Genomic DNA, 22,191 nt, shown 5'->3' on the forward strand with positions numbered 1-22,191 from the left:
ATGTCACCTCAGGTGAGGCGTCAACGATCTGGAAGGTTGCACGGCCTCGCTGCCAATATGATTGCAGACGCTCAGGCATCCGCAACTGGCTCGCGCAATTCTCCCGCCGCGATGCGATGCGGGATAACCCGCACTGTCGTCGGACCGGACGCAGTATCGCTCCATCCGCTAGGGGGCCGATCTCGCGAAAAAACCAAATCCAAGTTATTGAAAGAAATGGTGGACGCACTAGGGCTCGAACCTAGGACCCGCTGATTAAGAGTCAGCTGCTCTACCAACTGAGCTATGCGTCCACTGCCGGTTTGCGGCGCGCTTTGCGGCGGCGAGCAAGGCTCTTTGCTGCGAAGCGAGCGGCCCGCTATCATGCCGATACGGGGATGGCAATGCCTGCGCCGAAGATTTTTCTCAATGAAAGCGGCGCGTGCCGGTTTTGCTGTCGTTTTCGATCGCCAGGATGATGCCGACGCAGGTCATGATGGTGAGCATCGACGAGCCGCCGTAGGAGAAAAGGGGGAGGGGAATGCCAACGACGGGCGCCAGCCCCATCACCATCATCAGATTGACCGCGATGTAGAAAAAGATCGTCATCGTAAGGCCCGCGGCGGTCAGCTGGCCGAAGCGGGTGCGCGCGCGGATGGCGACGCGCGTCCCCCAGCGAAGCAGTAGGAAGAAGCCGAAGATCAGCGCCAGCCCGCCGATCAGCCCCCATTCTTCGGCCATCGTCGCAAAAATGAAGTCGGTGTGTCCTTCGGGTAGATAGTCGAGATGGCTTTGCGAACCGTTGAGGAAGCCCTTGCCGCCGACGCCGCCCGAGCCGATCGCGATCTTCGACTGGCTGATATGATAGCCGGCGCCGAGCGGGTCGCTTTCGGGGTCGAGGAAGATCAGCACCCGCTTTTGCTGATAGTCGTGGAGAAACGAGAACAAGATCGGGAGCGCCGCAGCCCCGGCGATCGCGGTGCCGCCGAACCACCAGAAGGGCAGGCCCGCAACGAACATCACCACGACGCCGCCGATACAGATCGACAGAGCGGTGCCAAGATCGGGTTGCAGCATGACCAGCGCCGCGGGCAGGCCGATCATAATCAGCGCGGGCCAGAGCGCCGTCCAGCTGCGCGTGTTGCCAGGCGGCAGTTGCGCGTAAAAGCGCGCGAGCGCCACCACAATAGTGACCTTCATCAGCTCGGATGGCTGCAAATTCATGAAACCAAGGTTCAGCCAGCGCTGGCTGCCGCCACCGACAAAGCCCAGCAGCTCGACCGCGATCAGCAGCACCAGCACGCCGATGTAAGCGATGTACGAGAAATCCTCGAAAATCCGGAGCGGAAAGCGCCCGATCGCCATCGCTACGGTCAGGAAGACGAGAAAGCGCACGGTTTGCTGCATCGCCCACGGCGTGAAACTGCCACCCGCCGCCGAATAAAGCACAAGGATGCCAAAGCCGGTGATGGCGGTCAGCAGTGCGATCAGTTTCCACGGAATGCGCTGGATGGCGGGCGGCACGACGATCATTCCGGCAGCTCGGGGTTGGGGTCGCTCGACGCGCCCGCCTTCCAGGCGGCATAGTCGCGCTCCATCCGCTCCTTGATCGTGCCGCCCCAGCCCGCCTCGAACGTCTCAAGCGCCTCCATCGCCTTTTCGCGGTCGTAGAGAAAGGTGAAGATGTCCTTCGCGATCGGCGCCGCGGCGCGCGAGCCGCCCATGCCATGTTCGATCACCACCGACGCCGCATAGCGTGGGTTCTCGACGGGGGCGAAGCAGACGAACAGCCCATGGTCGCGGTACTTCCACGCCCCGCTCTGCCCGCGCGAGCCAGAGGCGAGGCCGCGCACCTGCGCGGTGCCGGTCTTGCCGCCCATGGTGATGCCGTCGAGCGGCAAGCGGCTGCGCACCGCGGTGCCGGCGCCGTTGACGACCAGGTCCATGCCCTGGCGTGCGACGGCGAGCGCCTCGGGCGAAAAGGGCAGGGGTTCGTTCTGGAATGCGCGATTGATGAGGCGCGGGTAGAGCCGGCGCCCCGATGCGATGCGTGCCGACATGACAGCCAGTTGCAGCGGATTGACGCTGACATAACCCTGACCGATCACCGCGTTCAGCGAGTCCGACGCGGTCCATTTCTGGTCGTACCTGCTCTGTTTCCACGCGCTGTCGGGGATCGTGCCATAGCGCTGGTTGCTCCCTGCGAGCTGAAATTCCTCGCCCAGCCCCAGCAGTTTCGCAGTCGGCGCCATCGCGTCATAGCCCAGCCGATGGGCGAGCCAGTAGAAATAGCTGTTGCAGCTTTTCATGATCGCGGTCGGCATGTCGATGCTGCCGTGGGTACCAAGGCAGCGAAAGAAGCGATTGCCTAATCGGTAACCGCCGATGCAGGTATGCCGTTCGCTGGGATCTACGCCATGCTCGACCGCGGCGATTGCGGCCATCGGTTTCAGCGTCGAACCGGGAGGATAGAGGCCGCGTGTCGCCTTGTTGATCAGCGGTTGATGATCATCGGCGCGCAGCCAGCTATATTCGTTGTTGCTGATCCCGTCCGAAAAACTGTTGGGGTCAAAACTCGGCATCGAGATGAACGACAGGATGTCGCCGTTCAGGCAGTCGATCACGATGATGGCGCCCGATTCGCGGCCCATGCGGCGCGCGGCATATTCCTGCAGGTCGGCATCGATCGTCAGATGGACGGTCTTGCCCTGAACATCGGGCTGGGTTTCAAGGTCGCGCACCACGCGGCCGCGCGCAGTGACCTCGACGCGTCGCGCACCGGGTTTACCTTTCAGCATCGGCTGGAAATATTTCTCCAGCCCATCTTTGCCGATCCGGTACCCGGGGGTGATGTAGAGCGGATCCTTGGCCTTTTGATATTCCTCGGCATTGGGAGCGCCGACATAGCCGATCAGATGGCCGACCGCGGCCCCGGTCGGGTAGTTACGCGCAAAGCCGCGCTGCGGCGCGATCCCGGGCAATTCGGGCAGGCGAACGAGGATCGAGGCATATTCGGCCTCGCTCATGTCCTCGGCGACCGCGACGGGCTGGAATCCCGAAGCGGCCTTCAGGTCACGGTTAATCCTTTCCATCGTGTCGCCGTCGAGCTGCAACAGGGTACGCAATTGCCCGAGCACGATTTCGCGATTGTGCAATCGGTCGGGGATGATGTCGATGCGCAGCGAAACGCGGTTGTTGGCCAGCGCCTTGCCGTTGCGATCGACGATCCACCCGCGGCGCGGCGGCACAAGCGTCAGGTTGACACGATTGCTTTCAGATTCAAGGACATAGCGATCGTTATCGACCACCGAAATATAGGCCATGCGCGCCGCGAGCGCGACGCCCACCGCGGCTTGGGCGCCGCCGACGATTAACGCGCGGCGGGTGAAGGTGAAACCGCGCCAGGCTTCAGTAATGGGGGGGCTTTTGCCGCGTGCCATGGGGGACTATCGGCGTTTCAGTCGGAAATTGTCAAACTTGCCGGTCAGGCGCATGAACAATGGCACAAGCAGAATGGAAATGACGATTTGCGGTACGACCAGGCCAAGGACGCGGCCGGTCGCCGCGCCCGGGTGCGCGATCAGCGCTGCAAGCGACTGGATGCTCGCGATCAGCAAGGCCGCGATAACCCAATCGTGCAGGAAACCGCGCCAATAGATGCGCTGCGACGAATAATGGATCGCGATGCTGGCGAGCGTCCACAGCCCGACCGCGGTGCCGATCGGCTGGCCGCTGAACAGATCGTCCCACAGCCCGAGCGGCAGGCCGATCCACACCGGCCACATTTCGGTTCGCAGCAATTGCCAGCACAAAAAGAACAGTAGGCCGAGCGGCGGCAGCACCGGCGAGTTGGCAACAAGTGGCAGCATCAGCGGCAATGCCGAGGCAAGCATCACCGTCGCCACCGGCACGATCCGCATCCGCCACAGCGATGCCGGCTCGCCGAGGCGCGGCGCGGCGGTCTTGTTCATGGCGCGGGTTCCGGCACCGGGGCGGGTGGGGAGGGCGGCGCGCGCTGCGCCTCGATATTGTCGGGCGTGTAAGGACGCAGCACCGACACCGCATCGACCTTGCCTGGATCGGCGAGCGGGCGGGCGAGGGCGCCGTCATCCTGCCGCCGCACGACGATCGCGACCGGAATGTTCGGCGGATACAGCCCGCCGGAACCCGATGTGACCAATATGTCGCCGGGCTTGAACGGGTTGTTGGCAATATTGAGGGTGCGGATGTCGAGATCGCCGTTGCCGCGGCCATAGGCAAGCGCGGGCAGGCCGTCGCGCGCGCGGCGCACTGGCACGATATTGTCCACGTCGGTCAGCAGCAGCACTTGCGACACCGAGGGGCCGCTGCTGAGCACTCGCCCGATCAGCCCGTCCGCGCCGCGCACCGGCTGGCCGGCGGCGACTCCCAGGTTGCGGCCAATACTGAGCAGCGCGATGCGCTTGCTGCTGGTTGAGGTCGAGGTGAGCAGGTAACCGTTGGCGAGCGCGGTCTTGTCGGTTTCCTGCAGCTTGAGCAGCGCCTTTAGCTGGCGGTTCTCTTCCTGCAACGTACTGGTGGCGACCAACTCGCGGCGCGTGTCGGCCAGTTCGGTGCGCAGCCGCCGGTTCTGCGAACCGGCGCGGACATAAGCGCCGACACTATCGTCGATGCCCGAGATCGAGCCAATCACCGATCGCGACACGCGCGCGATCGGCGCGGTGATTTCCTGACTTGCCAGACGCAGTTGCGCAAATCCGACGGGGTCAACGACCGACAGGATCGCCAGCAACAGTCCCGCAACCGCCCCTGTCACCGCGATGACATAGGCCGCAAACAGGCTGTATTGGGCCTTTCGGGATTGCCCCGGACGTCGATGTACCGGGCGGACCATAGTTCAGATACGCTCGCTCAAGCTTGCTGGAGTACGCCGCGGAAGGCGGGGTCTTCCATCGCGCGGCCGGTGCCGATCGCGACGCAGGTCAGCGGATCGTCGGCGACCGTCACGGGCAGGCCCGTTGCTTCCTTGAGCAGTTCGTCGAGCTCGGCGATCAGCGCGCCGCCGCCTGTCAGGACGATGCCCTGATCGACGATGTCGGCGGCCAGTTCGGGGGCGGTGTTTTCCAGCGCGATGCGGACGCCTTCGACGATCGTACCGATCGGTTCGGACAGCGCTTCGGCGATCTGCGCCTGGTTGATCGAGATTTCCTTGGGCACGCCGTTGACGAGGTCGCGGCCCTTGATATGGATCGTCAGCCCGACGCCGTCGGCGGGGATGCGCGCGATGCCAAAATCCTTCTTGATCCGCTCAGCCGTCGCTTCGCCGATCAACAGATTATGGTGGCGGCGGACATAGGAGACGATCGCTTCATCCATCTTGTCACCGCCCGCGCGGACCGAGGTGGTGTAGGCGAGGCCGCGGAGCGACAGCACTGCGACTTCGGTAGTGCCGCCACCGATATCGACGACCATCGACCCGATCGGTTCGGTGACCGGCATGTCGGCGCCGATCGCAGCGGCCATCGGTTCTTCGATCAGCCACACTTCGCTGGCGCCCGCGTTCGACGCGGCGTCGCGGATCGCGCGGCGCTCGACGCTGGTCGAACCCGACGGAACGCAGATCACGATTTCAGGGCTGCGGAACGCATTGGGCTTGCCGCCGTGGACCTTGGTGATGAAGTGCTTGATCATCTGTTCGGCGACGTCGATGTCGGCGATGACACCGTCACGCAGCGGGCGGATCGCCTCGATGCTGTCGGGGGTCTTGCCCATCATCAGCTTCGCGTCGTCGCCGACCGCCTTGACCCGCTTGATCCCGTTGATCGTCTCGACCGCAACGACCGAAGGCTCGTTCAGCACGATCCCCTTGCCGCGCACATAGACCACCGTGTTGGCGGTGCCGAGGTCGATCGCCATGTCTTGGGAGTTGAATTTGAACCAACGAGAAAAGAATGACATCGATACTGCTTCCCTGTCATCGGCGCTGGTCCTGGGGAAGGGCCACGCCGCCGCGTCGTTACACCTGCGCGCCCGGCCGGCGACAGGACCAATCAGGGAGAGATTCCGGCTCGGCCGATGGAGGCTGGCTGGACAATATGATAAGGCTGTGCGGGTGGGTCGCGATTTGCGCTCGACTGCGCTAGGACAGCCCCCATGTCAATACGTCGCCTGCCTGAAACGCTCGTAAATCGGATCGCAGCCGGTGAAGTGGTCGAAAGACCCGCCGCAGCGCTCAAAGAACTGGTAGAAAACGCCATCGACGCCGGGGCGACGCGCATTGCGGTGCGAATCGCCGAAGGCGGGATTTCGCGGCTGGAGGTCGAGGATGACGGCTGCGGGATGACCCCCGCCGACATGGCACTGGCGCTCGAACGCCATGCCACGTCGAAGTTGCCCGACGACGCGATCGAGGATGTCACCACGTTGGGCTTTCGGGGCGAAGCGCTCCCGTCGATCGCCAGCGTCGCGCGGCTGACGCTCGAAAGCCGGGTGGCGGGCGGTGAGGGCTGGCGGCTGGTCGTCGACAATGGCGTGGTGGTCGCCGAAGGGCCGGCAGCGCTCGCCAACGGCACCCGCGTCGTCGTTGAGGCTCTGTTCGCGTGCGTTCCTGCCCGCCGCAAATTCCTGCGCAGCGCGCGCAGCGAATATTCCGCGTGTCTCGACGTCGTGAGGCGGCTCGCGATGGCGCGCTCCGATGTCGGCTTTACGCTCGAACATGACGGGCGCCGCGTGCTCGATGTGCAGGGCGAGCAGGACCAATTGAGCCGCGTCGCGGCGCTGACCCAGCGCGATCTCGCCGCAAACAGCATTGGCGTCGATCTCGACCGCGGTGACGTCCATATCGGCGGGGTGATCAGCCTGCCGACCTACAATCGCGGCATCGCCGACCATCAATATCTGTTCGTCAACGGCCGTCCGGTGAAGGACCGGCTGCTCGTCGGGGCGCTGCGCGGCGCATACGCCGACCTGCTCGCGCGCGATCGTCATCCCGTCGTCGCTTTGTTCCTCGACGTCCCGGGCGGCGAGGTCGACGTCAACGTCCATCCGGCCAAGACCGAGGTGCGCTTTCGCGACCCGCAGCTGATCCGCGGGATGATCGTCGGCGGCCTGCGCCGCGCGCTCGACGAACATGGCTTTCGCAGCGTCCAGCGCCCCGCGGAGGCCGCACTCGCGGCGTGGCAGCAGGAACCGTTGGCGCCGCCCGCGCCGACGCTGTTCGCCGCGCATCTGCCCTATCCGCACGCCCCGGCGACGCATCTGTTCGGCGGCGATGGCGTTTCCGCCACCCAAGCACTGCTCCGCGATCGCGTGATCGAATTCGCGCCGCCGCGCGATGCGCTGCCCCATGATACGCTGCCAATGGGCCGCGCCGAAACTGCGACCGCGCCAGTACCGCAGGGTGACGCGCATCCGCTAGGTATCGCGCGCGGCCAGATCGCGCGCACCTACATCGTCGCCGAGGCCGAGGACGGCCTCGTGATCGTCGACCAGCACGCCGCGCATGAACGCCTCGTGCTCGAGCAACTCCGCCGCGGCATGAGCGGGCAGGCGGTGCCAAGCCAAGGCCTGTTGCTCCCCGAAGTCGTCGAGCTCGACGAACCCGCCTGTGACCGGCTTGAAGCCGCCGCGGCGCAGCTCGCCGCGCTCGGGGTCGAGCTCGAACGCTTCGGCCCGGCGGCAGTGATGGTCCGCGCGACCCCGGCTATGCTCGGCGCGATCGACTGCCGCGAACTCGTCACCGACATCGCCGACGATCTGGCGGGCTATGACGCCGCGCTCGGGCTCAACGAAAAGCTCGAACTCGTCGCAGCCACCATGGCCTGCCACGGCTCGGTCCGCGCCGGCCGCACCCTCAGCGTCGCGGAAATGAACGCGCTGCTTCGCACGATGGAAGTCACGCCGCACAGCGGCCAGTGCAACCATGGCCGCCCGACGTGGGTCAAACTGGCGATGGACGACGTCGAGCGATTGTTCGGCCGGAAATAGTCCAACACGGAACCGCGCTCGCGCCGGGACGTTGCCTGACGACATCCCGACAGGAGCGACCCCGATGAACCGACTGCGCCGCCTCGAAACCTTTGCCCGTGCTGGTTGGTGCGCGCGGGGTGTCGTTTACTGCCTGCTCGCCTTTTTTGCGCTGACCAGCGCCAACGCTTCGGACGCCAGCCCGCAAGGCGTGTTCCGCGCGGTGAAGGACATGTCTGGCGGCACTTACCTGCTCGTGCTGCTGGCGATCGGTCTCGCGCTTTATGGCGCCTATCGCCTCTATGGCGCGGCGCTCGATAGCGAAGGCAAGGGCGACGATGCCACGGGCATTGCGATCCGCGTCGGCTATGCGGCGAGCGGCATTGCGCATTTCATCCTGGCATGGGCTGCGGTCCGGCTTGCATCTGGCCATCCTGCGGGTAGCGATGGCGACCAAGAACAGGCGGCGGCGGGGATGCTGCTCGACATGCCGCTGGGCGGCACGCTGCTCGGCGCTATCGGACTATGTTTTCTCGCCGCCGCAGCGCATCAGGCGATGAAGGCTTGGACGACCGAGTTCATGCAGGGCGTCGCCGCCGATGCGCCCGCGTGGGTCGTCCCCGTTGGCCGCGTCGGTCTCGCCGCGCGCGCGGTGGTGTTCGCGGTCATCGGCGTGTCGCTGATCCGTGCCGGCTGGTTCGACTCTGCGGGCGAGGTCAAAGGGCTCGGCGATGCGCTGTCGGCGCTGACCGAACATGCCGAGCTGTATCTGCTCGTCGCCGCCGGCCTGTTCCTGTTCGGCGTCCACAGCTTTGTTGAAGCCAAGTGGCGCCGGATCCGCGATGAGGATGTCGTCGCGCGGCTCAAGGCCGCTGCGAGCTAAGCCATCTTGATCCCGGCAACCCCGTTCTCGACCACCGCGGTCGCGCGCTTCGACAGGTTGTTCACCGGCGTCGTGACCTTGTCGACGACCATGAAATGCGTCTGCCACGCCTCGCGGCCGACCTCGCACACCAGATAGCCGCGCTGGTCATTGGCGAATTTCAGCTCGGGGTTGCGCGCCAGCCACTCGTCGGTGCCGCTCCGCTTGTCGCTGCCGTCGCCGCCACTGCTGATCGACGTCGCGACGAATTCGGCTCCGACCACCTTGTCGCGCTGGACCAGGTCGCCGCAGAAGTTCTGATGCTCGTCACCGGTCAGAACGATGCAGTTTTTCAGCCCTGCAAAGCGCGACAATATGCGCTGGCGTGGCTCTTCATAGCCCGCCCAGCTGTCGATGTTCAGGATCTTTTGCGTTTCGTCGGGGCGACGGCGACGGTCGAGCGACATCATCGTCACCTGCTGCGCCAGCGTGTTCCACATCGCCCCGCCGCGCGCCAGGTTGCGGCCCAGCCATTCTTCCTGCGCCTTGCCCAGCACCTGCCGGTCTTTCGCGAACACGTCTGAGCAGGCGGGCTTGAACCCGTCGCCGCATGGCTGGTCGGTGCGATATTGACGGGTGTCGAGCAACTGTATTGCCATCAGGTCGCCATAGCGGAACTCGCGGTTCATCGCGATCATGCCGCCGCGCGGCAGCAACGCCTTGCGCACCGGCATATGTTCGTACCACGCCTGCAGCGCCGCCTGTTTTTTGAGCATAAAGACGTCGGCCGGCGCGGCATCGGGATCATTGCCCGACAGGTCCATCTTCCAATTGGCAGCATCCGACACCCAATTGTTGATGATCTCGTGATCGTCGAAACTTGACAGATGCGCGTGGACCGAACGGACCGCCTGCTGGTCGATGTCGAGCAGCGTTTGCGCGTAGGCGGCACGGAAATCGGTGACGTCGATCAGCGCGCGCTGTTCGTACCGGCGCACCGGCCGGATCGGTAGGCCGCTGTCGTAGAGGTAATTCTGCTGATACTCGTAAATGAAGTCGCCATAATGATAGACGAACGCCAGGTCTTCGCGCGCCATGTGGCGATAGGCGCCGTAGAACCCGGACTCGAAATGCTGGCACCCGGCGACCCCGAATTTCAGCGCGTCCACCCTGGCGCCGGGGGCGGGCAGGGTGCGCGCGCGGCCGCGCAGACTGCGCTCGCCCGCCGCGGTAAAGCGGTAATAATAGGGACGATCGGGCAGCAGCCCTGCCACTTCGACATGGACGCTGTGCGCCAATTCGGGCCGCGCCAGTTCGGTCCCCTTGGCGACAACGTCGCGAAACCCTGTGTCGCTCGCGACCTCCCACTCGACCGGCACGTTGGTCAGCGGCATCCCGCCGTGGCGCTCCATCGGTTCGGGCGCCAGCCGGGTCCAGATGACGAAACCGTCGCTGGCGGGATCGCCCGCCGCAACGCCCAGCTTGAACGGAAAGTCGCGCAAGATGCCCTGCGCGCGGACGATCGCCGGTGCGGCGAGGCCGGCAAGGGTCGCCCCGGTAAGGAAGTGGCGGCGGTTGTACATGGCTTGGCTCCATCGGCGCGAATCGTTCACCTTCGATAGCCCAGCCATAAGTTACATCAATGACCGATGCTCAATCGGGCGAAGACCATCGCGCCGCTCGGGTTCTTGCCATAGGCGGCATTGAGCGCGCGCGGCTTGTCGAACGCCGCGATACTGCCCGCGAGCGCCAAATTCAGCGGCCCGATGATTGGCAGGCGACAAGCATAGCCCCCCTGAAACTCGATCACGCGGAACGGCACATCGTGCAGCGGGTCATCATGGTCGCTGAACAACTCGTCATTCTTCACATTTTCCACCCGCCCGAACAATGTGTGATGATCGTCGCGATCCCAGTTTACCTTGGCCAGCCATGCGCTCAGCGTGGCGCCGGGATCGCGGTTCTTCTCGCTGTACGCGGCGGTCGCCGACAGGCCGCGACCGTTGGCATAGCTGATGCTCGCCGTGGTGCGATGCCCATTCTCGCCCGGATGCTGCGCCTCGGGTTCTTTCAGCCGCGCATGGCTGACCTGCAACGCCCAGGCGGGGGAGGGGGTCCAAGTGCCGCGCGGCGACCAGCTGTCGAAACGCGGGCCTTCAATGTTCCAGCGTTTCTCGTCGGACTCGCGGCCGGTGAAGAGCGATCCCTCGAGCTGGATAGCGCGCGTCGCATAGCCCAGCGTCGCCACACCAGAGGTGATGTGCGTCGAATCGAACCAGTGATGGGCGATCGGCCCCTCGGGATTATAGCGCGCTGCCGCGGTGCATAAAGGCGCTGGGGCTGATCGCGGGCTCGCCGACCGGGCTGCCATAGACGAACAGCCGCGCATCATCGCCGACATTGACGTCGATCCGCGCCGCCAGCTCCATGAACAGGTCGTGCGGATGCTGGCGATCGACTAAAGGTTCGCCGCCTGCCGTTTCGCCGGTCGCGAACAGATTGGGATAGCCGAAATTCGACGTCAACGGCTCCAGGCTCATCATCAACTTCAGCTGGATTCAGCCCCATTCGGTCTGCTTTTCGCCCGACAGCATCAGCATCGACTGGACATAGGCCTTGTCGTCGCCGCGCGGCCCCGACTGATCGACATAGACGCCCCAGGCAAAGACGTGGGTCATCACCATCCAGTCGTCGCCCGCGTCGATGTGCAGGCCGGCGTGGCCGCCCTCGTTGGCGGGCAGACGCGCGGTGCCCGATCCTTCGGGGGGCGCTCGGGCTGCTATGGTCTATCGCGCCATGGTCCATGGTGCCAGGATCCATCGCGCTATGGTCGACCGGATCGGCGGTTTTGGGTTCGGCGGCGGGCATCGCATGCCCCGCGCGGGGATCATGCCCGCTATGGCTTGCGTGGTAACGGACAGCGGGAGGAGGGCGAGCGCGGCCGCGCCCCGCCATAAATGGCGTTTTCATTTAGTTTCGTCCTGACCGGATCGGAAAATCGCGGTTGGGTTTTGTGGCTGTCAGGGTCGGGGCGGGAGGATGCGGGGCGGCGCATTGGCGCCGGTCAGTATCGCCACTAGTCGAATCGGCGGCAAGAGTGCGGGCAGCGGCGCGCGTGTCGCCGCTGCGACCGCCGGGGTGCTGGCGACGCAACCGATGCAGACATGCGCCGCGGCTTTGCCGTTGTCGGCATCGGGTTGGTGGTGCGACGTATTGATTGGCATCGCGCCATGGCAGTCGGTCGCCATGGACTCGGCCTGCACGGGCGCGGTCACTGACGGCAACGACAGGCCGATCAGGAACAGTGCGAGCAAAAGATGGTGGATCATCGTCACGACAGCATCCATAGCATCCAAAATGCCATGCCGACCATCGCCAGATTTTCGGTCAGCGAAACAAAGCCCAGCGGCACTCGGCTGCTGCCCCCGACGCACGCGCATTTCAGCTCGCGCTTGTCGATATAGACCGCTTTGAACACCGAAACTGCGCCGATGCCGCCGATGAACAGCGCGACCGGGATCGACAGCCACGGCAGCGCGTGCGCGGTCATCAACACCCCCGCCAACCCCTCGGCGAAGGGATAGATCGTTGCATAAGGCACCCAGCGGCGCGCCAGCAGGTCGTAATTCAGGAACATCGTCGCGAACTTGCCGATGTCCTGCAGCTTGAGCAGCGCCAGCACGACCATGCTGAACGATATGAACCATTCGCCCGCCTGCATTGTGAACGCATTACCGAACGCCGCTAAACTCGCCGCCAGCGCCATCAGCGCCGTCATCGCGAACAGGGCTATAACGGGGCGATAGCTGATCGCATCGGGATCGGCGACTGTCAGGCCGAAATGGCGGCGCAGATCGTCATAGCCGCCGATCCGGACGCCATCGATAAAAGTCTGCGGCGTCGTCTGGACGCCATGTTCTGCCTTGAATGCGTCAACCTCGCCGCGCGTCGTCAGCCAGCGGTCGTCGACCGCAAAGCCGCGCCGTTTCAGGAGATGTTTTGCCTTGAGGCCATAGGGGCAGGTGTGTCCCGGCATGACCATGCGATGAAGGGTTGCTTGGTTTGTCATGCAACCCATATAGGCTCCGTACCATAGTACGGAGTCAAGCGATGCAATTGACCATCGGAAAATTGGCCGCAGCAGGCGACGTCGGCGTCGAAACGATCCGCTATTATCAGCGCCGCGGCCTGATGGGGACGCCCGCGCGCCGCGGCGGCGACGGCTGGGGCGGCGGGGTGCGCCGCTATGACGAGAATGATCTGCGGCGACTCAAATTCATCCGGTCGGCGCAAGCGTCGGGCTTCACCCTCGAAGAAATCACTGAGCTGCTCGCGCTGGAAGAAAGCGACGACCGGGTGCGCGTGCGTGGCTTGGCGCGGCAGCGCATCGACGCCCTGGACGCCAAGATAGCGCAGATGACGCAAACGCGCGCGGCGTTGGCGCGGCTGGCGGACCAATGTGCTGCGAGCGACAAGGGGCCATGTCCGATCTTGGCGGCGTTCGAGCCGTAAACCGGTTGCACAATGGCGGCTAGCGGTCGATACTCGCCGCCGCCCCCGCGGAGGCGGCGGCCGCCGTCGGTTTGCGCCGCGACTCAGGAAAAGGCCGATTGCGGCACCCGCCTTCGCGGAGTCGACGATCTGTTGGAACGTCCGCTCCCCGCAAAAACCGACCCTCAGCTATGCAAAAAATGCATCACGTCGCCGTCATGCACAACATAGGCCTTGCCTTCGGCGCGCAGCTTACCCGCTTCGCGTGCGCGCGCTTCGCCGCCCAATGCGATGTAATCGTCATAGGCGATCGTTTCGGCGCGGATGAAGCCTTTCTGGAAATCGCTGTGGATCTCGCCCGCGGCTTCGGGCGCGGTGGCGCCGGTATGGACGGTCCACGCGCGCGCTTCCTGCGGACCAACGGTGAAGAAGGTGATCAGGTGGAGCAGCTCGTACCCGGCGCGGATGACGCGCGCCAGGCCGGTTTCGTGCAGGCCCATTTCTTCGAGGAATTCCAGCCGGTCGGCCATGTCCATCGTCACCAGCTCGCTTTCGATCGCGGCCGACACGACAACCGCCTGCGCGCCTTCGGCGGCCGCCTTGGCGAACACCCTTTCCGAGAAGGCATTGCCGTTGGCGGCGCTGCCTTCATCGACGTTGCAGACATAGAGCACGGGTTTTGACGTCAGCAGCTGGGCGGTGCGCAGCACGCGGGCTTCTTCGTCGTCCTTCGGTTCGGTCAATCGCGCGGGCTTGCCTTCGCGCAGCAGTTCGAGCGTCTGGCCCAGCACTGATGCGGCGATCTTGGCTTCCTTGTCGCCCTGCGCGGCTTTTTTCACAAAGGCGGGGACGCGCTTTTCCAGGCTTTCGAGGTCGGACAGCAGCAGTTCGGTCTCGACCGTCTCGGCATCGGCGACAGGATCGACCTTGTTTTCGACATGCTGGATGTCGTCATCCTCGAAACACCGCAGAACGTGGACGATCGCATCGACTTCGCGGATGTTGCCCAGGAACTGGTTGCCCAGACCCTCGCCCTTCGACGCGCCGCGGACAAGACCCGCGATGTCGACAAAGGCGAGCTGCGTCGCGATGATCTTTTTGCTGCTCGCAATTGCAGCGAGCTTTTCCAGTCGCGCGTCGGGGACCGCGACATTGCCGATGTTCGGCTCGATCGTGCAGAAGGGGTAATTAGCCGCCTGCGCCGCCGCCGTTTCGGTGAGCGCGTTGAACAGGGTGGACTTGCCGACGTTGGGCAGGCCGACGATCCCGCATTTGAAACCCATAAAAACTCCGTGTGACCGGCATGACGCCGGGGTTGCAGCGCCCCTAGCGCCAAGTCGCCTGCGACGCCAGCTTTTGACGCGCCAGATTATCGTTGCGAAGGGTTCAGCCTTGCGGCTTTATCGCGGGCGCCATGATGATCCCTGTTCGATGGACCACTGCCGCGCTGGTGTTGGGTCTTGGTGCGGTCGCCACCAGCGCTGCGCCCAGCCGTTTCGAAGCCGGTGTGCTCGCCGAATTGAATCGCTTTCGCAGCGACCCTGCCGCCTATGCCAGCGACCTGCGCGGCTACCTTCCGCGCTTCGAGGGCCGACGCCTGCGCGGCGAAGCCGATGGCGAAATCGACATCCTGACCAACGAAGGCGTCGCCGCTGTCGACGAAGCTATCCGCGACCTGCGTTCCGAAAAGCCGTTGCCACGGTTTCAGCAAAGCGACCTGCTGGCCGCCGCCGCGGCCGATCATGTTGCGGTTCAGTCGCGGTCAGGCGCAGTCGGCCACTATACCCGCGGCAATGGCCCCGGCGAACGCATGAAGGCGCGCGGTGGCGGTCCTTACGTCAACGAGGTCATCACCTATGGCCACCACAGCGCGGCGGGGGTGGTGCATCAATTGCTGATCGACGACGGTGTCCCCGGCCGCGGCCATCGCCACAGCCTGCTGCGTCCGACGCATCGCTATGCCGGTATCGCCTGCGGCCCGCACCGCGTCCACCGGACGATGTGCGTGACGCTGATGTCGCACAGCCCCGACGGATCGCCGCCGCCGCCGCCGAAACGGCCGCCGGTGACTGCTCCGCGCTAGTCCGGTCAGTCGTGGACCGCCTTGATCAGCGGCCCCAGCGCACTGCCGCCCAGCCATGCCAGCTGAACCTCGGCCGAAACGCGGTTGATCGCCTCCTGCGGCTTGTTGCCCGGATGCACCGCACGGCGCAGCGGACGCTTGCCCGCGGGCATCGCCATGACCTCGGCAATCGCCCGCGGCACGTCGAGCGGATCGGCGCTGCGCCCGCTACCGTCCTCGGTCCCCATGCCCTTTGTGAACGGCGCATAGGCTTCGAGCACCGCCGCATCGCTGCGCTGCTTGAGCGCGCCGGTATAGGCGTTGCGATTGACCCACACCTTGGTCGGATAACCACCCGGCTGGATAACCGTGACCTCGATGCCATGCGGGACGAGCTCATAGGCAAGCTGTTCAGACATCGCCTCGACCGCAAACTTTGTCGCCGAATAATGGCCGCCGCCCGGCACGATGACGCGCCCCAACTGCGACGAGATGTTGAAGATCTGCCCGCTCTTTGCTGCGCGCATCTGGGGCAACAGCGCAAGCTGCATCCGCTGGATGCCCAGGACATTGGTATCGAAGATCAGCTTCGTCGCTTCCATGTCCTGAACTTCGACCGGCCCGGTGATCCCGATCCCGGCATTATTGATCAGCGTGTCGATGCGCCCCCCAGCGATTTCCAGCGCTTTGGCGGTGCCTGCTGCGACCGAGACGTCGCTGGTCACATCGATTTCGACGATATGCAGGTCGAGTTTCTCCTTGGCCGCCTCGGCGGCGAGCGTATCCGCCTCGGGCCGCGGCAGCCCGCGCATCGTCGCGATGACCTTGGCACCTAGCCCGGCATAATAAAGCGCGCCGACCCGGCCAAACCCGCTCGAAGTGCCGGTTATCAGGATCGTGCGGCCTTTCAGCGACGGCGCTGCCGCGGGCGTTGCAGCATGCAGCAGGGCAGGGGTGGTGGCGGTCAATGCTGCGGCGCCAGCGATGAGTTCGCGGCGGCTGGGACGGGAAGGGATAAGCATGGCAGGCTCCTTTTCAGGAGCGATCATGCCTGAATTTTGCGCCAACGCCAAACCGGGGTCAGGCGGTCGCTTTGTCCAGCGAAGCGCGCCATTCCCGCAGTGCTGCCGGATTTCTGAGCCGCACGACGCGGCCGCCATATTCGCGCAGCCGCTCTTCGGTACGCAACCGTGGCCCGCTGTTCCACGCGAGGAGGTAGAGGAAGAATTCGAGGTCGAAACGCTCGGGGCAGCCTTCGGTCATGTCGGGCCGCGTTCGCCCGCGATAGGTCCAGATCCGGCGCAACACGCGCCAGGCGCACAGCCGGATCGGAAAATCGAGATAGACGACGGTATCGGCGCGTGCCAGTCGCGCATCGAGCGTCCCGCCATAATTACCGTCGATCAGCCACCGGTCGCTGGCGGTGATGGTGGCCAGCCAGGCGCGGATCTCATCCTTGCTGCTTTCAATCCAGCCGGGACGCCAGTTGAGCTGGTCCATGTGATAAACCGACAGGTCCAGCGTTCGTCCCAATTCGGCGGCCAACGTCGATTTCCCGGCGCCGCACGGCCCGATGATCAGCACGCGCTGCACGATCGTCAGCCCTGCAGACGCAGCGCCAGATCGCTCTGAAAGCGCACATCATTGTCCTCGGCCAGCCATGGCGCCTCGGCAGCAATCGCGCCGAGCAGGTCGATCAGCGGCTCCATCTCGCTCTTGTGATAATTGCCCAGCACATGGCCGGTGACGCGGTCCTTGTGGCCAGGATGGCCGATGCCGATGCGGACGCGGCGAAAATCCTCGCCGATATGCTGGATCATGCTGCGGATGCCGTTGTGCCCCGCCGCCCCGCCGCCGCGCTTGACCTTCACCTGCATCGGAATCAGGTCGAGCTCGTCGTAAAAGACGGTCACGTCGGGCGTCGCGAGTTTGTAGAAATCCATTGCGGCACGCACGCTGCGGCCGCTCTCGTTCATGAAGGTACCGGGTTTGAGCAGCAGGATGCGCGTCGATCCGATGCGCCCGTCCTGAATCCAGCCCTGGAATTTCTTCGCGGGTGCCGAAAAGTCGTGGACGTTGGCGATGACATCGGCGGCCATGAAGCCGACATTGTGGCGGTGCATCGCATATTGCGGACCGGGATTGCCGAGGCCGACCCAGAGCTGCATGGCAAGCGCCTTTCGTGGATGGCCCCTCCCACTGCGGGAGGGGCCGTCCGAATGGATTTAGGCTTCTTCGCCGCCTTCGGCAGCAGCTTCGCCGTCGTCGACGGTCGTATCGCCTTCGCTCGACTTCATCGCCGAGGGGGCGACGATCGTGGCGATGGTGAAGTCGCGATCGGTGATCGCGCTTTCGCTCCCCTTGGGTAGGGTCACGTTGCTGATGTGGATCGAATCGCCGACATCATAACCGGTGACATCGATTTCGATGTCGTCGGGCATCTTGTCCGCGTCGCAGATCAGTTCGAGTTCGTGGCGAACGATGTTCAGCACGCCGCCGCGCTTCAGGCCCGGCGAGGCTTCTTCGTTGATGAACACCACGGGCACCGCGACCTGGACTTTCGAATCCTTTGAAATGCGCAGGAAATCGGCGTGGATCGGACGATCCTTGACCGGGTGGAACGCGACGTCCTTGGGCAGCGTGCGAATCTGCTTGCCGCCGACGTCGATCATCACGACCGAGTTCATGAAATGACCCGTCATCAGCTGCTTCATCAGCAGCTTTTCTTCGACGTGGATCATCAGGGGTTCTTCTTTGCCGCCATAGACAACGGCGGGGACACGGCCTTCACGACGCAGTTCACGCGAGGCTCCCTTGCCTCCCCGATCACGCGTCTCGGCCGACAGCACCAGCTGGTCGCTCATCATTATTCTCCGAGAAAAAGTTTCAAAGTCCGCCACGCCTCCAGGGATGACCATGGTCGGAAGCGGCGGCGCTTAGCGGGGAAGCGCGGGAAATGCAAGCGCGGGCGGATCATTCGATGCGCGTGGCTTGCCCGCTTTGCCGCGCCATGCAATAGGCGCCGCCCCGCCGGATCAGCCAGAGGAGCACGCCATGACCAGCCACGCCACGGCCAGCGCGCTCGGGCTCGATTTCGGGACCACCAATACCGTTGTTGCGTTGACTGACGGGCAGGGCGGATCGCAGCTGGTCGAATATGCCGGGGACGACGCCACCGGTGCGGTATTCCGCTCGGCGCTGTGTTTCTGGGAAGAGGAGCGGGCGTGGCAGGGGATTGCGCATGAGGCGGGGCCGTGGGCGATCACCGAATATCTCCAGTCGCCGCTCGACAGCCGCTTCGTCCAGTCGTTCAAAAGCGTTGCCGCCAGCGCGTCGTTCGAGCGCGCGCTGATCTTCAACAAGCCCTATCGGTTCGAGGATATGGGGCGCCTGTTCCTCCAGCGGCTGGTCGCGCATGCCGGCGGGCGGCTTGATACGCTGCCGCAGCGGGTAATCGTCGGGCGACCGGTCGAATATGCCGGAGCACGGCCCGATCCGGTGCTGGCGCGGCAACGCTATGACGCGATGCTCGCAGCCTTTGGCACCGAGATTATCTACGTGCACGAGCCGCTGGGCGCGGCGCACAGCTATTCCGCGCGGCTGACCGAGCCCGCGACGATCCTGGTCGCCGATTTCGGCGGCGGCACCACAGATTTCTCGATCGTCCGCGTTGCCGCGCCCGGCGCGCCGCGGCGCTGCGTGCCGCTGGCATCATCGGGGATCGGCATTGCGGGTGACCGGTTCGATTACCGCATCATCGATCGTCTCGTGCTGCCCTTGCTTGGTAAAGGCGGACTGTATCGCTCGTTCGACAAGCTGCTCGAAATTCCGGGCGGCCATTTCCGCGACTTCGCCGACTGGTCGCGGCTGGCGTTGATGCGCAACCGGCGGACGATGGCCGAACTGGCGCGGCTTCAGCGCGACGCGGTCGACCCCGAACCGATCGGGCGGATGATCGCGCTGATCGAGCATGAGCAGGGCTTTCCGCTCTATGATGCGGTGGGGAAGCTCAAGCGCGCGCTGTCGAGCGAAAGCCAGGCCGAATTTCGCTTTTCCGGCGAGGGGGTCGATATTGCCGCCACAGTGCGGCGCGCCGATTTCGAGACGTGGATCGCCGACGATCTGCGGCGGATCGAGGCCGCGATGGATGCCGCGATGGCTCGCGCTGGGGCGGCGCCGGAGAGCATTGACCGGGTGTTCCTGACCGGCGGGTCGTCGCTGATCCCCGCGATCGGTGCAATGTTCGAACGACGGTTCGGCGCAGAGCGAATTGCGACCGGCGGCGAACTGACGTCGATCGCGCATGGGCTGGCGTTGATTGGCGCGGAGGATGATCCGGGCGAGTGGGCCGCGTGACGGGGGTAATGGGTAACGACCAATTGCCGCCGTCAGCGATCCTCCCCCGTCGGGGGAGGATTAGCTCGGCCCGCTCCTCACCCCAACGCGGGTTCTTTTCAGCTATACACACACCCGTCCAGCCCATCACGGCGCACCTGGCCGATGCGGGCGCGGATCGTGTTGCCGTATCTGCGGGTAAAGCCCGACGGGCTGATCGCGGCGCGTTTCTTCGGCAGCGGCAGGATCGCGGCGATGCGCGCCGCCTCCGCCGGGGTCAGCTTGCCCGCGCCATGCTTGAAATACCGCTGCGCCCCCGCTTCGACGCCATAGGTGCCGATGCCAGTCTCGGCGACGTTCAGATAGACCTCCATGATCCGCCGCTTGCCCCAGATCGTCTCGATCAGGAAGGTGAACCACACTTCTGGTACCTTGCGGACGTAGCGGGTCCAGCCCGTGCCTTGCCACAGAAAGACGTTCTTCGCGGTCTGCTGGCTCACCGTCGACCCGCCGCGCATCCGCTTGCCTTTGGCGTTGCGTTCGATTGCCTGTTCGATGGCTTCGGTGTCGAAGCCATTATGGGAGCAGAATTTGCCGTCCTCCGCCGCAATCACCGCGCGCACCATATTGCGGTCGATGCCCGACAGGCTCGTCCAGTCCTTGGTGATCCCGTTGCTGTCCGCCAGCATCGTGAAGGTCACCGGTGGCGGCACCACCGCATAGAGCAACACCCACAGCACCGAGATCGCAACGAACCACAGCACCCATTTGAATGGTCGCAAATACCAGGGGAGCTTGCGGCGCTTCGGGCGTTTTTTGGCGGCGGTTGTCATGCCGTTTTCATAGCCGCTTGCCCGCGGTCGGCAAGCGGCTGATTGAAACTGCGCGCGGTCTCAGGGCGCCTTCGGCGGCTCGTCGTCCTTTTTGTCCTTGGCGGCGTCGATCGCGTCGCTGGCTTTGGCCGCGGCGCCCTTCGCCGCATCAGTGGCATCGGCGGCGAGCGAGCGCATCTTGGCTTCGGCTTCGACTTCCTTGCCGCTCATCACAAGCCACGCCATCGCTCCGGCGGCAACCAGCGCCAGCAGCGCGAGCCAGTAACCGAAGTGCCAATTGACCTGGATCATCGCCAGCGCCGCCTGATCCATTGCGCCGCCGTCATTTTTGGCGGCTTCAGCCATGATCGCATCCTTGCTGTAGCGCCAGGTGCCGACGATGATCAGCAGCAGCGCCGCCACCGAAGTGCCGAGCACCAGCTTCACCGCCTCACGCCCTTTGGTGAACAGCAGGAACAGCCCGCCTGCGATCGCCAGCAGCGCGAGGATCAGCCAGACATTCATCGAAGCGCCGTCGCTGGCCTGCGAGGCCTGACCCATGGCGGTAACGCGACCAAAAGCGAGGCCAAACCCGCTCGCTTCGACAAGCTTCTGCTCGGAACAGCTTACGGTCATCCACGGCAACAGGAACGCCAGCAGCGCGATGCCCTTGGGAATCCGGATCCATTTCCACATGATATTTCCCCCTTCGCTCAACCCGAGGAGGAAGCTAGTCCAATGCGCCCGCGTGTCAAATCGCGGGCGCATCGGTTAATTCGGTAAAATCGTCAGGCGTTGATTCAGGCGTTGATGAGGCGACGATCACCGGCGAGCTTCAGCATCGCCTTTTGCAGCTTTTCGAACGCGCGCACTTCGATCTGGCGGACCCGTTCGCGGCTGACGTCATACACTTGGCTCAGGTCTTCCAGCGTCTTGGGATCGTCGGTCAGGCGGCGTTCGGTCAGGATATGGCGTTCGCGCTCGTTGAGCGTTTCGAGCGCTTCGCTGAGCAGCGAATGGCGCACGTCACGCTCCTGCGCCTCGGCAACACGCTCGTCCTGGAGTGGACCTTCGTCGCCGAGCAGATCCTGCCACTGGCTGTCGCCATCCTCACCCATCGGGACGTTCAGCGAGGTGTCGCCGCCCATCGCCATGCGGCGGTTCATGCTGGTGACCTCTTCCTCGGTGACGCCGAGGTCGGTCGCGATCTTGGTCAGATGTTCAGGCGACAGGTCACCATCCTCGAACGCTTCGAGGTTGTTCTTCATCCGGCGCAGGTTGAAGAACAGCTTCTTCTGCGCTGCGGTGGTGCCCATTTTGACGAGGCTCCACGACCGCAGGATGAATTCCTGGATCGACGCGCGGATCCACCACATCGCATAGGTCGCGAGGCGGAAGCCACGTTCGGGGTCGAATTTCTTTACCCCCTGCATCAGGCCGATATTGCCTTCGCTGATCAGTTCGCTGACCGGCAGGCCATAGCCGCGGTAGCCCATCGCGATCTTCGCCACGAGCCGCAGGTGCGACGTGACGAGCTGCGCCGCAGCTTCGTTGTCGCCATGCTCCTGGAACCGTTTCGCGAGCATATATTCCTGCTCGGGGGTAAGCAGGGGGAATTTGCGGATTTCCGACAAATAGCGATTCAGGCTGGCTTCGCCGCCAAGCGCTGGCACGGTGGCCGGAACATTGCTTTTAGCCATTGGAGA

General features: G+C 64.4%; 23 protein-coding genes and 1 tRNA gene. 5 read left to right on the forward strand and 19 right to left on the reverse strand.

The window, feature by feature from the left end:
- Positions 1-217 precede the first annotated feature (217 nt).
- From CDQ92_RS14045 to CDQ92_RS14070, 6 genes are all read right to left on the reverse strand, one after another.
- Positions 218-293: transfer RNA gene (locus CDQ92_RS14045), tRNA-Lys, on the reverse strand.
- A 112-nt stretch (positions 294-405) separates the two neighbouring features.
- Positions 406-1,512 carry a rod shape-determining protein RodA gene (gene rodA, locus CDQ92_RS14050; protein ID WP_088441974.1) on the reverse strand — a complete coding sequence of 369 codons (1,107 nt, stop codon included), beginning with the start codon at positions 1,510-1,512 and terminating at the stop codon, positions 406-408.
- Positions 1,509-3,419, reverse strand: a complete 1,911-nt coding sequence (gene mrdA, locus CDQ92_RS14055; RefSeq protein WP_088441975.1) for a penicillin-binding protein 2 — start codon at positions 3,417-3,419, stop codon at positions 1,509-1,511. Before mrdA ends, rodA begins: the two co-directional genes overlap by 4 nt.
- A gap of 6 nt (positions 3,420-3,425) precedes the next feature.
- Complete coding sequence (locus CDQ92_RS14060) at positions 3,426-3,950, reverse strand: rod shape-determining protein MreD (protein ID WP_088441976.1); 525 nt, start codon at positions 3,948-3,950, stop codon at positions 3,426-3,428.
- A complete protein-coding gene (gene mreC / locus CDQ92_RS14065; RefSeq protein ID WP_088441977.1) occupies positions 3,947-4,852 on the reverse strand; it encodes a rod shape-determining protein MreC in 906 nt (301 codons plus the stop codon). The genes CDQ92_RS14060 and mreC overlap by 4 nt, the downstream gene beginning before the upstream one ends.
- A gap of 17 nt (positions 4,853-4,869) precedes the next feature.
- Positions 4,870-5,916 (reverse strand): rod shape-determining protein, encoded by a 1,047-nt coding sequence (locus tag CDQ92_RS14070; RefSeq protein ID WP_088441978.1) that lies wholly within the window; start codon positions 5,914-5,916, stop codon positions 4,870-4,872.
- 195 nt (positions 5,917-6,111) lie between these two features.
- Between CDQ92_RS14070 and mutL the strand changes: the two genes are divergently transcribed.
- Together mutL and CDQ92_RS14080 are read left to right on the forward strand one after the other, a co-directional pair.
- Positions 6,112-7,944, forward strand: coding sequence for a DNA mismatch repair endonuclease MutL (mutL, locus tag CDQ92_RS14075; protein ID WP_088441979.1), 1,833 nt, complete (start codon positions 6,112-6,114; stop codon positions 7,942-7,944).
- Between the two features lie 64 nt (positions 7,945-8,008).
- Positions 8,009-8,806: a DUF1206 domain-containing protein gene (locus CDQ92_RS14080; RefSeq protein WP_158213853.1), complete on the forward strand. Its 798-nt coding sequence runs from the start codon at positions 8,009-8,011 to the stop codon at positions 8,804-8,806.
- Here the strand turns inward: CDQ92_RS14080 and CDQ92_RS14085 are convergent.
- The 5 genes from CDQ92_RS14085 to CDQ92_RS14100 all read right to left on the reverse strand — a co-directional run bounded on the left by CDQ92_RS14085 (position 8,803) and on the right by CDQ92_RS14100 (position 12,854).
- Entirely contained in the window at positions 8,803-10,368 is a 1,566-nt protein-coding gene (locus CDQ92_RS14085; RefSeq protein ID WP_088441981.1) for an alkaline phosphatase D family protein, read from the reverse strand. The two genes, CDQ92_RS14080 and CDQ92_RS14085, sit on opposite strands and share 4 nt — an antisense overlap.
- Before the next feature lie 56 nt (positions 10,369-10,424).
- Entirely contained in the window at positions 10,425-11,156 is a 732-nt protein-coding gene (locus CDQ92_RS21680; protein ID WP_229667332.1) for a hypothetical protein, read from the reverse strand.
- The gene (locus tag CDQ92_RS21685; protein ID WP_229667335.1) at positions 11,089-11,328 is read right to left on the reverse strand and encodes a hypothetical protein; all 240 of its coding nucleotides are present in this window, start codon (positions 11,326-11,328) and stop codon (positions 11,089-11,091) included. The genes CDQ92_RS21680 and CDQ92_RS21685 overlap by 68 nt, the downstream gene beginning before the upstream one ends.
- Positions 11,329-11,805: 477 nt before the next feature.
- Entirely contained in the window at positions 11,806-12,120 is a 315-nt protein-coding gene (locus CDQ92_RS14095) for a hypothetical protein (protein ID WP_144035789.1), read from the reverse strand.
- Positions 12,117-12,854, reverse strand: a complete 738-nt coding sequence (locus CDQ92_RS14100; RefSeq protein WP_188682353.1) for a glutaredoxin family protein — start codon at positions 12,852-12,854, stop codon at positions 12,117-12,119. Before CDQ92_RS14100 ends, CDQ92_RS14095 begins: the two co-directional genes overlap by 4 nt.
- 41 nt (positions 12,855-12,895) lie before the next feature.
- Here CDQ92_RS14100 and CDQ92_RS14105 point away from each other — a divergent pair, with 41 nt between their 5' ends.
- Positions 12,896-13,297 carry a MerR family DNA-binding protein gene (locus CDQ92_RS14105; protein WP_088441984.1) on the forward strand — a complete coding sequence of 134 codons (402 nt, stop codon included), beginning with the start codon at positions 12,896-12,898 and terminating at the stop codon, positions 13,295-13,297.
- A 164-nt stretch (positions 13,298-13,461) separates the two neighbouring features.
- Here the strand turns inward: CDQ92_RS14105 and ychF are convergent, their stop codons facing one another.
- The gene (ychF, locus tag CDQ92_RS14110) at positions 13,462-14,559 is read right to left on the reverse strand and encodes a redox-regulated ATPase YchF (RefSeq protein ID WP_088441985.1); all 1,098 of its coding nucleotides are present in this window, start codon (positions 14,557-14,559) and stop codon (positions 13,462-13,464) included.
- A gap of 131 nt (positions 14,560-14,690) precedes the next feature.
- On the opposite strand from ychF, the gene CDQ92_RS14115 reads away from it, so the two are divergent.
- A complete protein-coding gene (locus CDQ92_RS14115; protein WP_088441986.1) occupies positions 14,691-15,359 on the forward strand; it encodes a CAP domain-containing protein in 669 nt (222 codons plus the stop codon).
- A gap of 5 nt (positions 15,360-15,364) precedes the next feature.
- Here the strand turns inward: CDQ92_RS14115 and CDQ92_RS14120 are convergent, their stop codons facing one another.
- The 4 genes from CDQ92_RS14120 to CDQ92_RS14135 are packed head-to-tail and all read right to left on the reverse strand — an operon-like array spanning position 15,365 to position 18,202.
- The gene (locus tag CDQ92_RS14120; RefSeq protein WP_169714568.1) at positions 15,365-16,360 is read right to left on the reverse strand and encodes an SDR family NAD(P)-dependent oxidoreductase; all 996 of its coding nucleotides are present in this window, start codon (positions 16,358-16,360) and stop codon (positions 15,365-15,367) included.
- 58 nt (positions 16,361-16,418) lie between these two features.
- Entirely contained in the window at positions 16,419-16,931 is a 513-nt protein-coding gene (locus CDQ92_RS14125; protein ID WP_088441987.1) for a P-loop NTPase family protein, read from the reverse strand.
- A gap of 5 nt (positions 16,932-16,936) precedes the next feature.
- Positions 16,937-17,506, reverse strand: a complete 570-nt coding sequence (gene pth / locus CDQ92_RS14130; RefSeq protein ID WP_088441988.1) for an aminoacyl-tRNA hydrolase — start codon at positions 17,504-17,506, stop codon at positions 16,937-16,939.
- Between the two features lie 57 nt (positions 17,507-17,563).
- The gene (locus CDQ92_RS14135; protein ID WP_088442264.1) at positions 17,564-18,202 is read right to left on the reverse strand and encodes a 50S ribosomal protein L25/general stress protein Ctc; all 639 of its coding nucleotides are present in this window, start codon (positions 18,200-18,202) and stop codon (positions 17,564-17,566) included.
- Positions 18,203-18,392: 190 nt separating this feature from the next.
- On the opposite strand from CDQ92_RS14135, the gene CDQ92_RS14140 reads away from it, so the two are divergent.
- Positions 18,393-19,694, forward strand: coding sequence for an Hsp70 family protein (locus CDQ92_RS14140; protein ID WP_088441989.1), 1,302 nt, complete (start codon positions 18,393-18,395; stop codon positions 19,692-19,694).
- A gap of 98 nt (positions 19,695-19,792) precedes the next feature.
- On the opposite strand, the gene mtgA is transcribed toward CDQ92_RS14140, so the two are convergent.
- From mtgA to rpoH, 3 genes are all read right to left on the reverse strand, one after another.
- The gene (mtgA, locus tag CDQ92_RS14145) at positions 19,793-20,506 is read right to left on the reverse strand and encodes a monofunctional biosynthetic peptidoglycan transglycosylase (RefSeq protein WP_088441990.1); all 714 of its coding nucleotides are present in this window, start codon (positions 20,504-20,506) and stop codon (positions 19,793-19,795) included.
- 60 nt (positions 20,507-20,566) lie between these two features.
- Complete coding sequence (locus CDQ92_RS14150) at positions 20,567-21,181, reverse strand: hypothetical protein (RefSeq protein WP_088441991.1); 615 nt, start codon at positions 21,179-21,181, stop codon at positions 20,567-20,569.
- Positions 21,182-21,285: 104 nt separating this feature from the next.
- Positions 21,286-22,185, reverse strand: coding sequence for an RNA polymerase sigma factor RpoH (rpoH, locus tag CDQ92_RS14155; protein WP_088441992.1), 900 nt, complete (start codon positions 22,183-22,185; stop codon positions 21,286-21,288).
- Between the last annotated feature and the right edge of the window lie 6 nt (positions 22,186-22,191).

The sequence above is a fragment of the Sphingopyxis bauzanensis genome (assembly GCF_002205675.1).
Classification (GTDB): Bacteria; Pseudomonadota; Alphaproteobacteria; order Sphingomonadales; family Sphingomonadaceae; genus Sphingopyxis; species Sphingopyxis bauzanensis.

Coding starts and splice junctions, on each gene's coding strand:
- mrdA (WP_088441975.1), bottom strand. CDS start 3,419: ATGGCACGCGGCAAAAGCCCCCCCATTACTGAAGCCTGGCGCGGTTTC.
- CDQ92_RS14140 (WP_088441989.1), top strand. CDS start 18,393: ATGACCAGCCACGCCACGGCCAGCGCGCTCGGGCTCGATTTCGGGACC.
- CDQ92_RS14080 (WP_158213853.1), top strand. CDS start 8,009: ATGAACCGACTGCGCCGCCTCGAAACCTTTGCCCGTGCTGGTTGGTGC.
- CDQ92_RS14150 (WP_088441991.1), bottom strand. CDS start 21,181: ATGTGGAAATGGATCCGGATTCCCAAGGGCATCGCGCTGCTGGCGTTC.
- ychF (WP_088441985.1), bottom strand. CDS start 14,559: ATGGGTTTCAAATGCGGGATCGTCGGCCTGCCCAACGTCGGCAAGTCC.
- rodA (WP_088441974.1), bottom strand. CDS start 1,512: ATGATCGTCGTGCCGCCCGCCATCCAGCGCATTCCGTGGAAACTGATC.
- mtgA (WP_088441990.1), bottom strand. CDS start 20,506: ATGACAACCGCCGCCAAAAAACGCCCGAAGCGCCGCAAGCTCCCCTGG.
- CDQ92_RS14105 (WP_088441984.1), top strand. CDS start 12,896: ATGCAATTGACCATCGGAAAATTGGCCGCAGCAGGCGACGTCGGCGTC.
- CDQ92_RS14060 (WP_088441976.1), bottom strand. CDS start 3,950: ATGAACAAGACCGCCGCGCCGCGCCTCGGCGAGCCGGCATCGCTGTGG.
- CDQ92_RS14070 (WP_088441978.1), bottom strand. CDS start 5,916: ATGTCATTCTTTTCTCGTTGGTTCAAATTCAACTCCCAAGACATGGCG.
- CDQ92_RS14135 (WP_088442264.1), bottom strand. CDS start 18,202: ATGAGCGACCAGCTGGTGCTGTCGGCCGAGACGCGTGATCGGGGAGGC.
- mutL (WP_088441979.1), top strand. CDS start 6,112: ATGTCAATACGTCGCCTGCCTGAAACGCTCGTAAATCGGATCGCAGCC.
- pth (WP_088441988.1), bottom strand. CDS start 17,506: ATGCAGCTCTGGGTCGGCCTCGGCAATCCCGGTCCGCAATATGCGATG.
- mreC (WP_088441977.1), bottom strand. CDS start 4,852: ATGGTCCGCCCGGTACATCGACGTCCGGGGCAATCCCGAAAGGCCCAA.
- CDQ92_RS14115 (WP_088441986.1), top strand. CDS start 14,691: ATGATGATCCCTGTTCGATGGACCACTGCCGCGCTGGTGTTGGGTCTT.
- CDQ92_RS21685 (WP_229667335.1), bottom strand. CDS start 11,328: ATGATGAGCCTGGAGCCGTTGACGTCGAATTTCGGCTATCCCAATCTG.
- rpoH (WP_088441992.1), bottom strand. CDS start 22,185: ATGGCTAAAAGCAATGTTCCGGCCACCGTGCCAGCGCTTGGCGGCGAA.
- CDQ92_RS14085 (WP_088441981.1), bottom strand. CDS start 10,368: ATGTACAACCGCCGCCACTTCCTTACCGGGGCGACCCTTGCCGGCCTC.
- CDQ92_RS14100 (WP_188682353.1), bottom strand. CDS start 12,854: ATGACAAACCAAGCAACCCTTCATCGCATGGTCATGCCGGGACACACC.
- CDQ92_RS21680 (WP_229667332.1), bottom strand. CDS start 11,156: ATGGCAGCCCGGTCGGCGAGCCCGCGATCAGCCCCAGCGCCTTTATGC.
- CDQ92_RS14120 (WP_169714568.1), bottom strand. CDS start 16,360: ATGCTTATCCCTTCCCGTCCCAGCCGCCGCGAACTCATCGCTGGCGCC.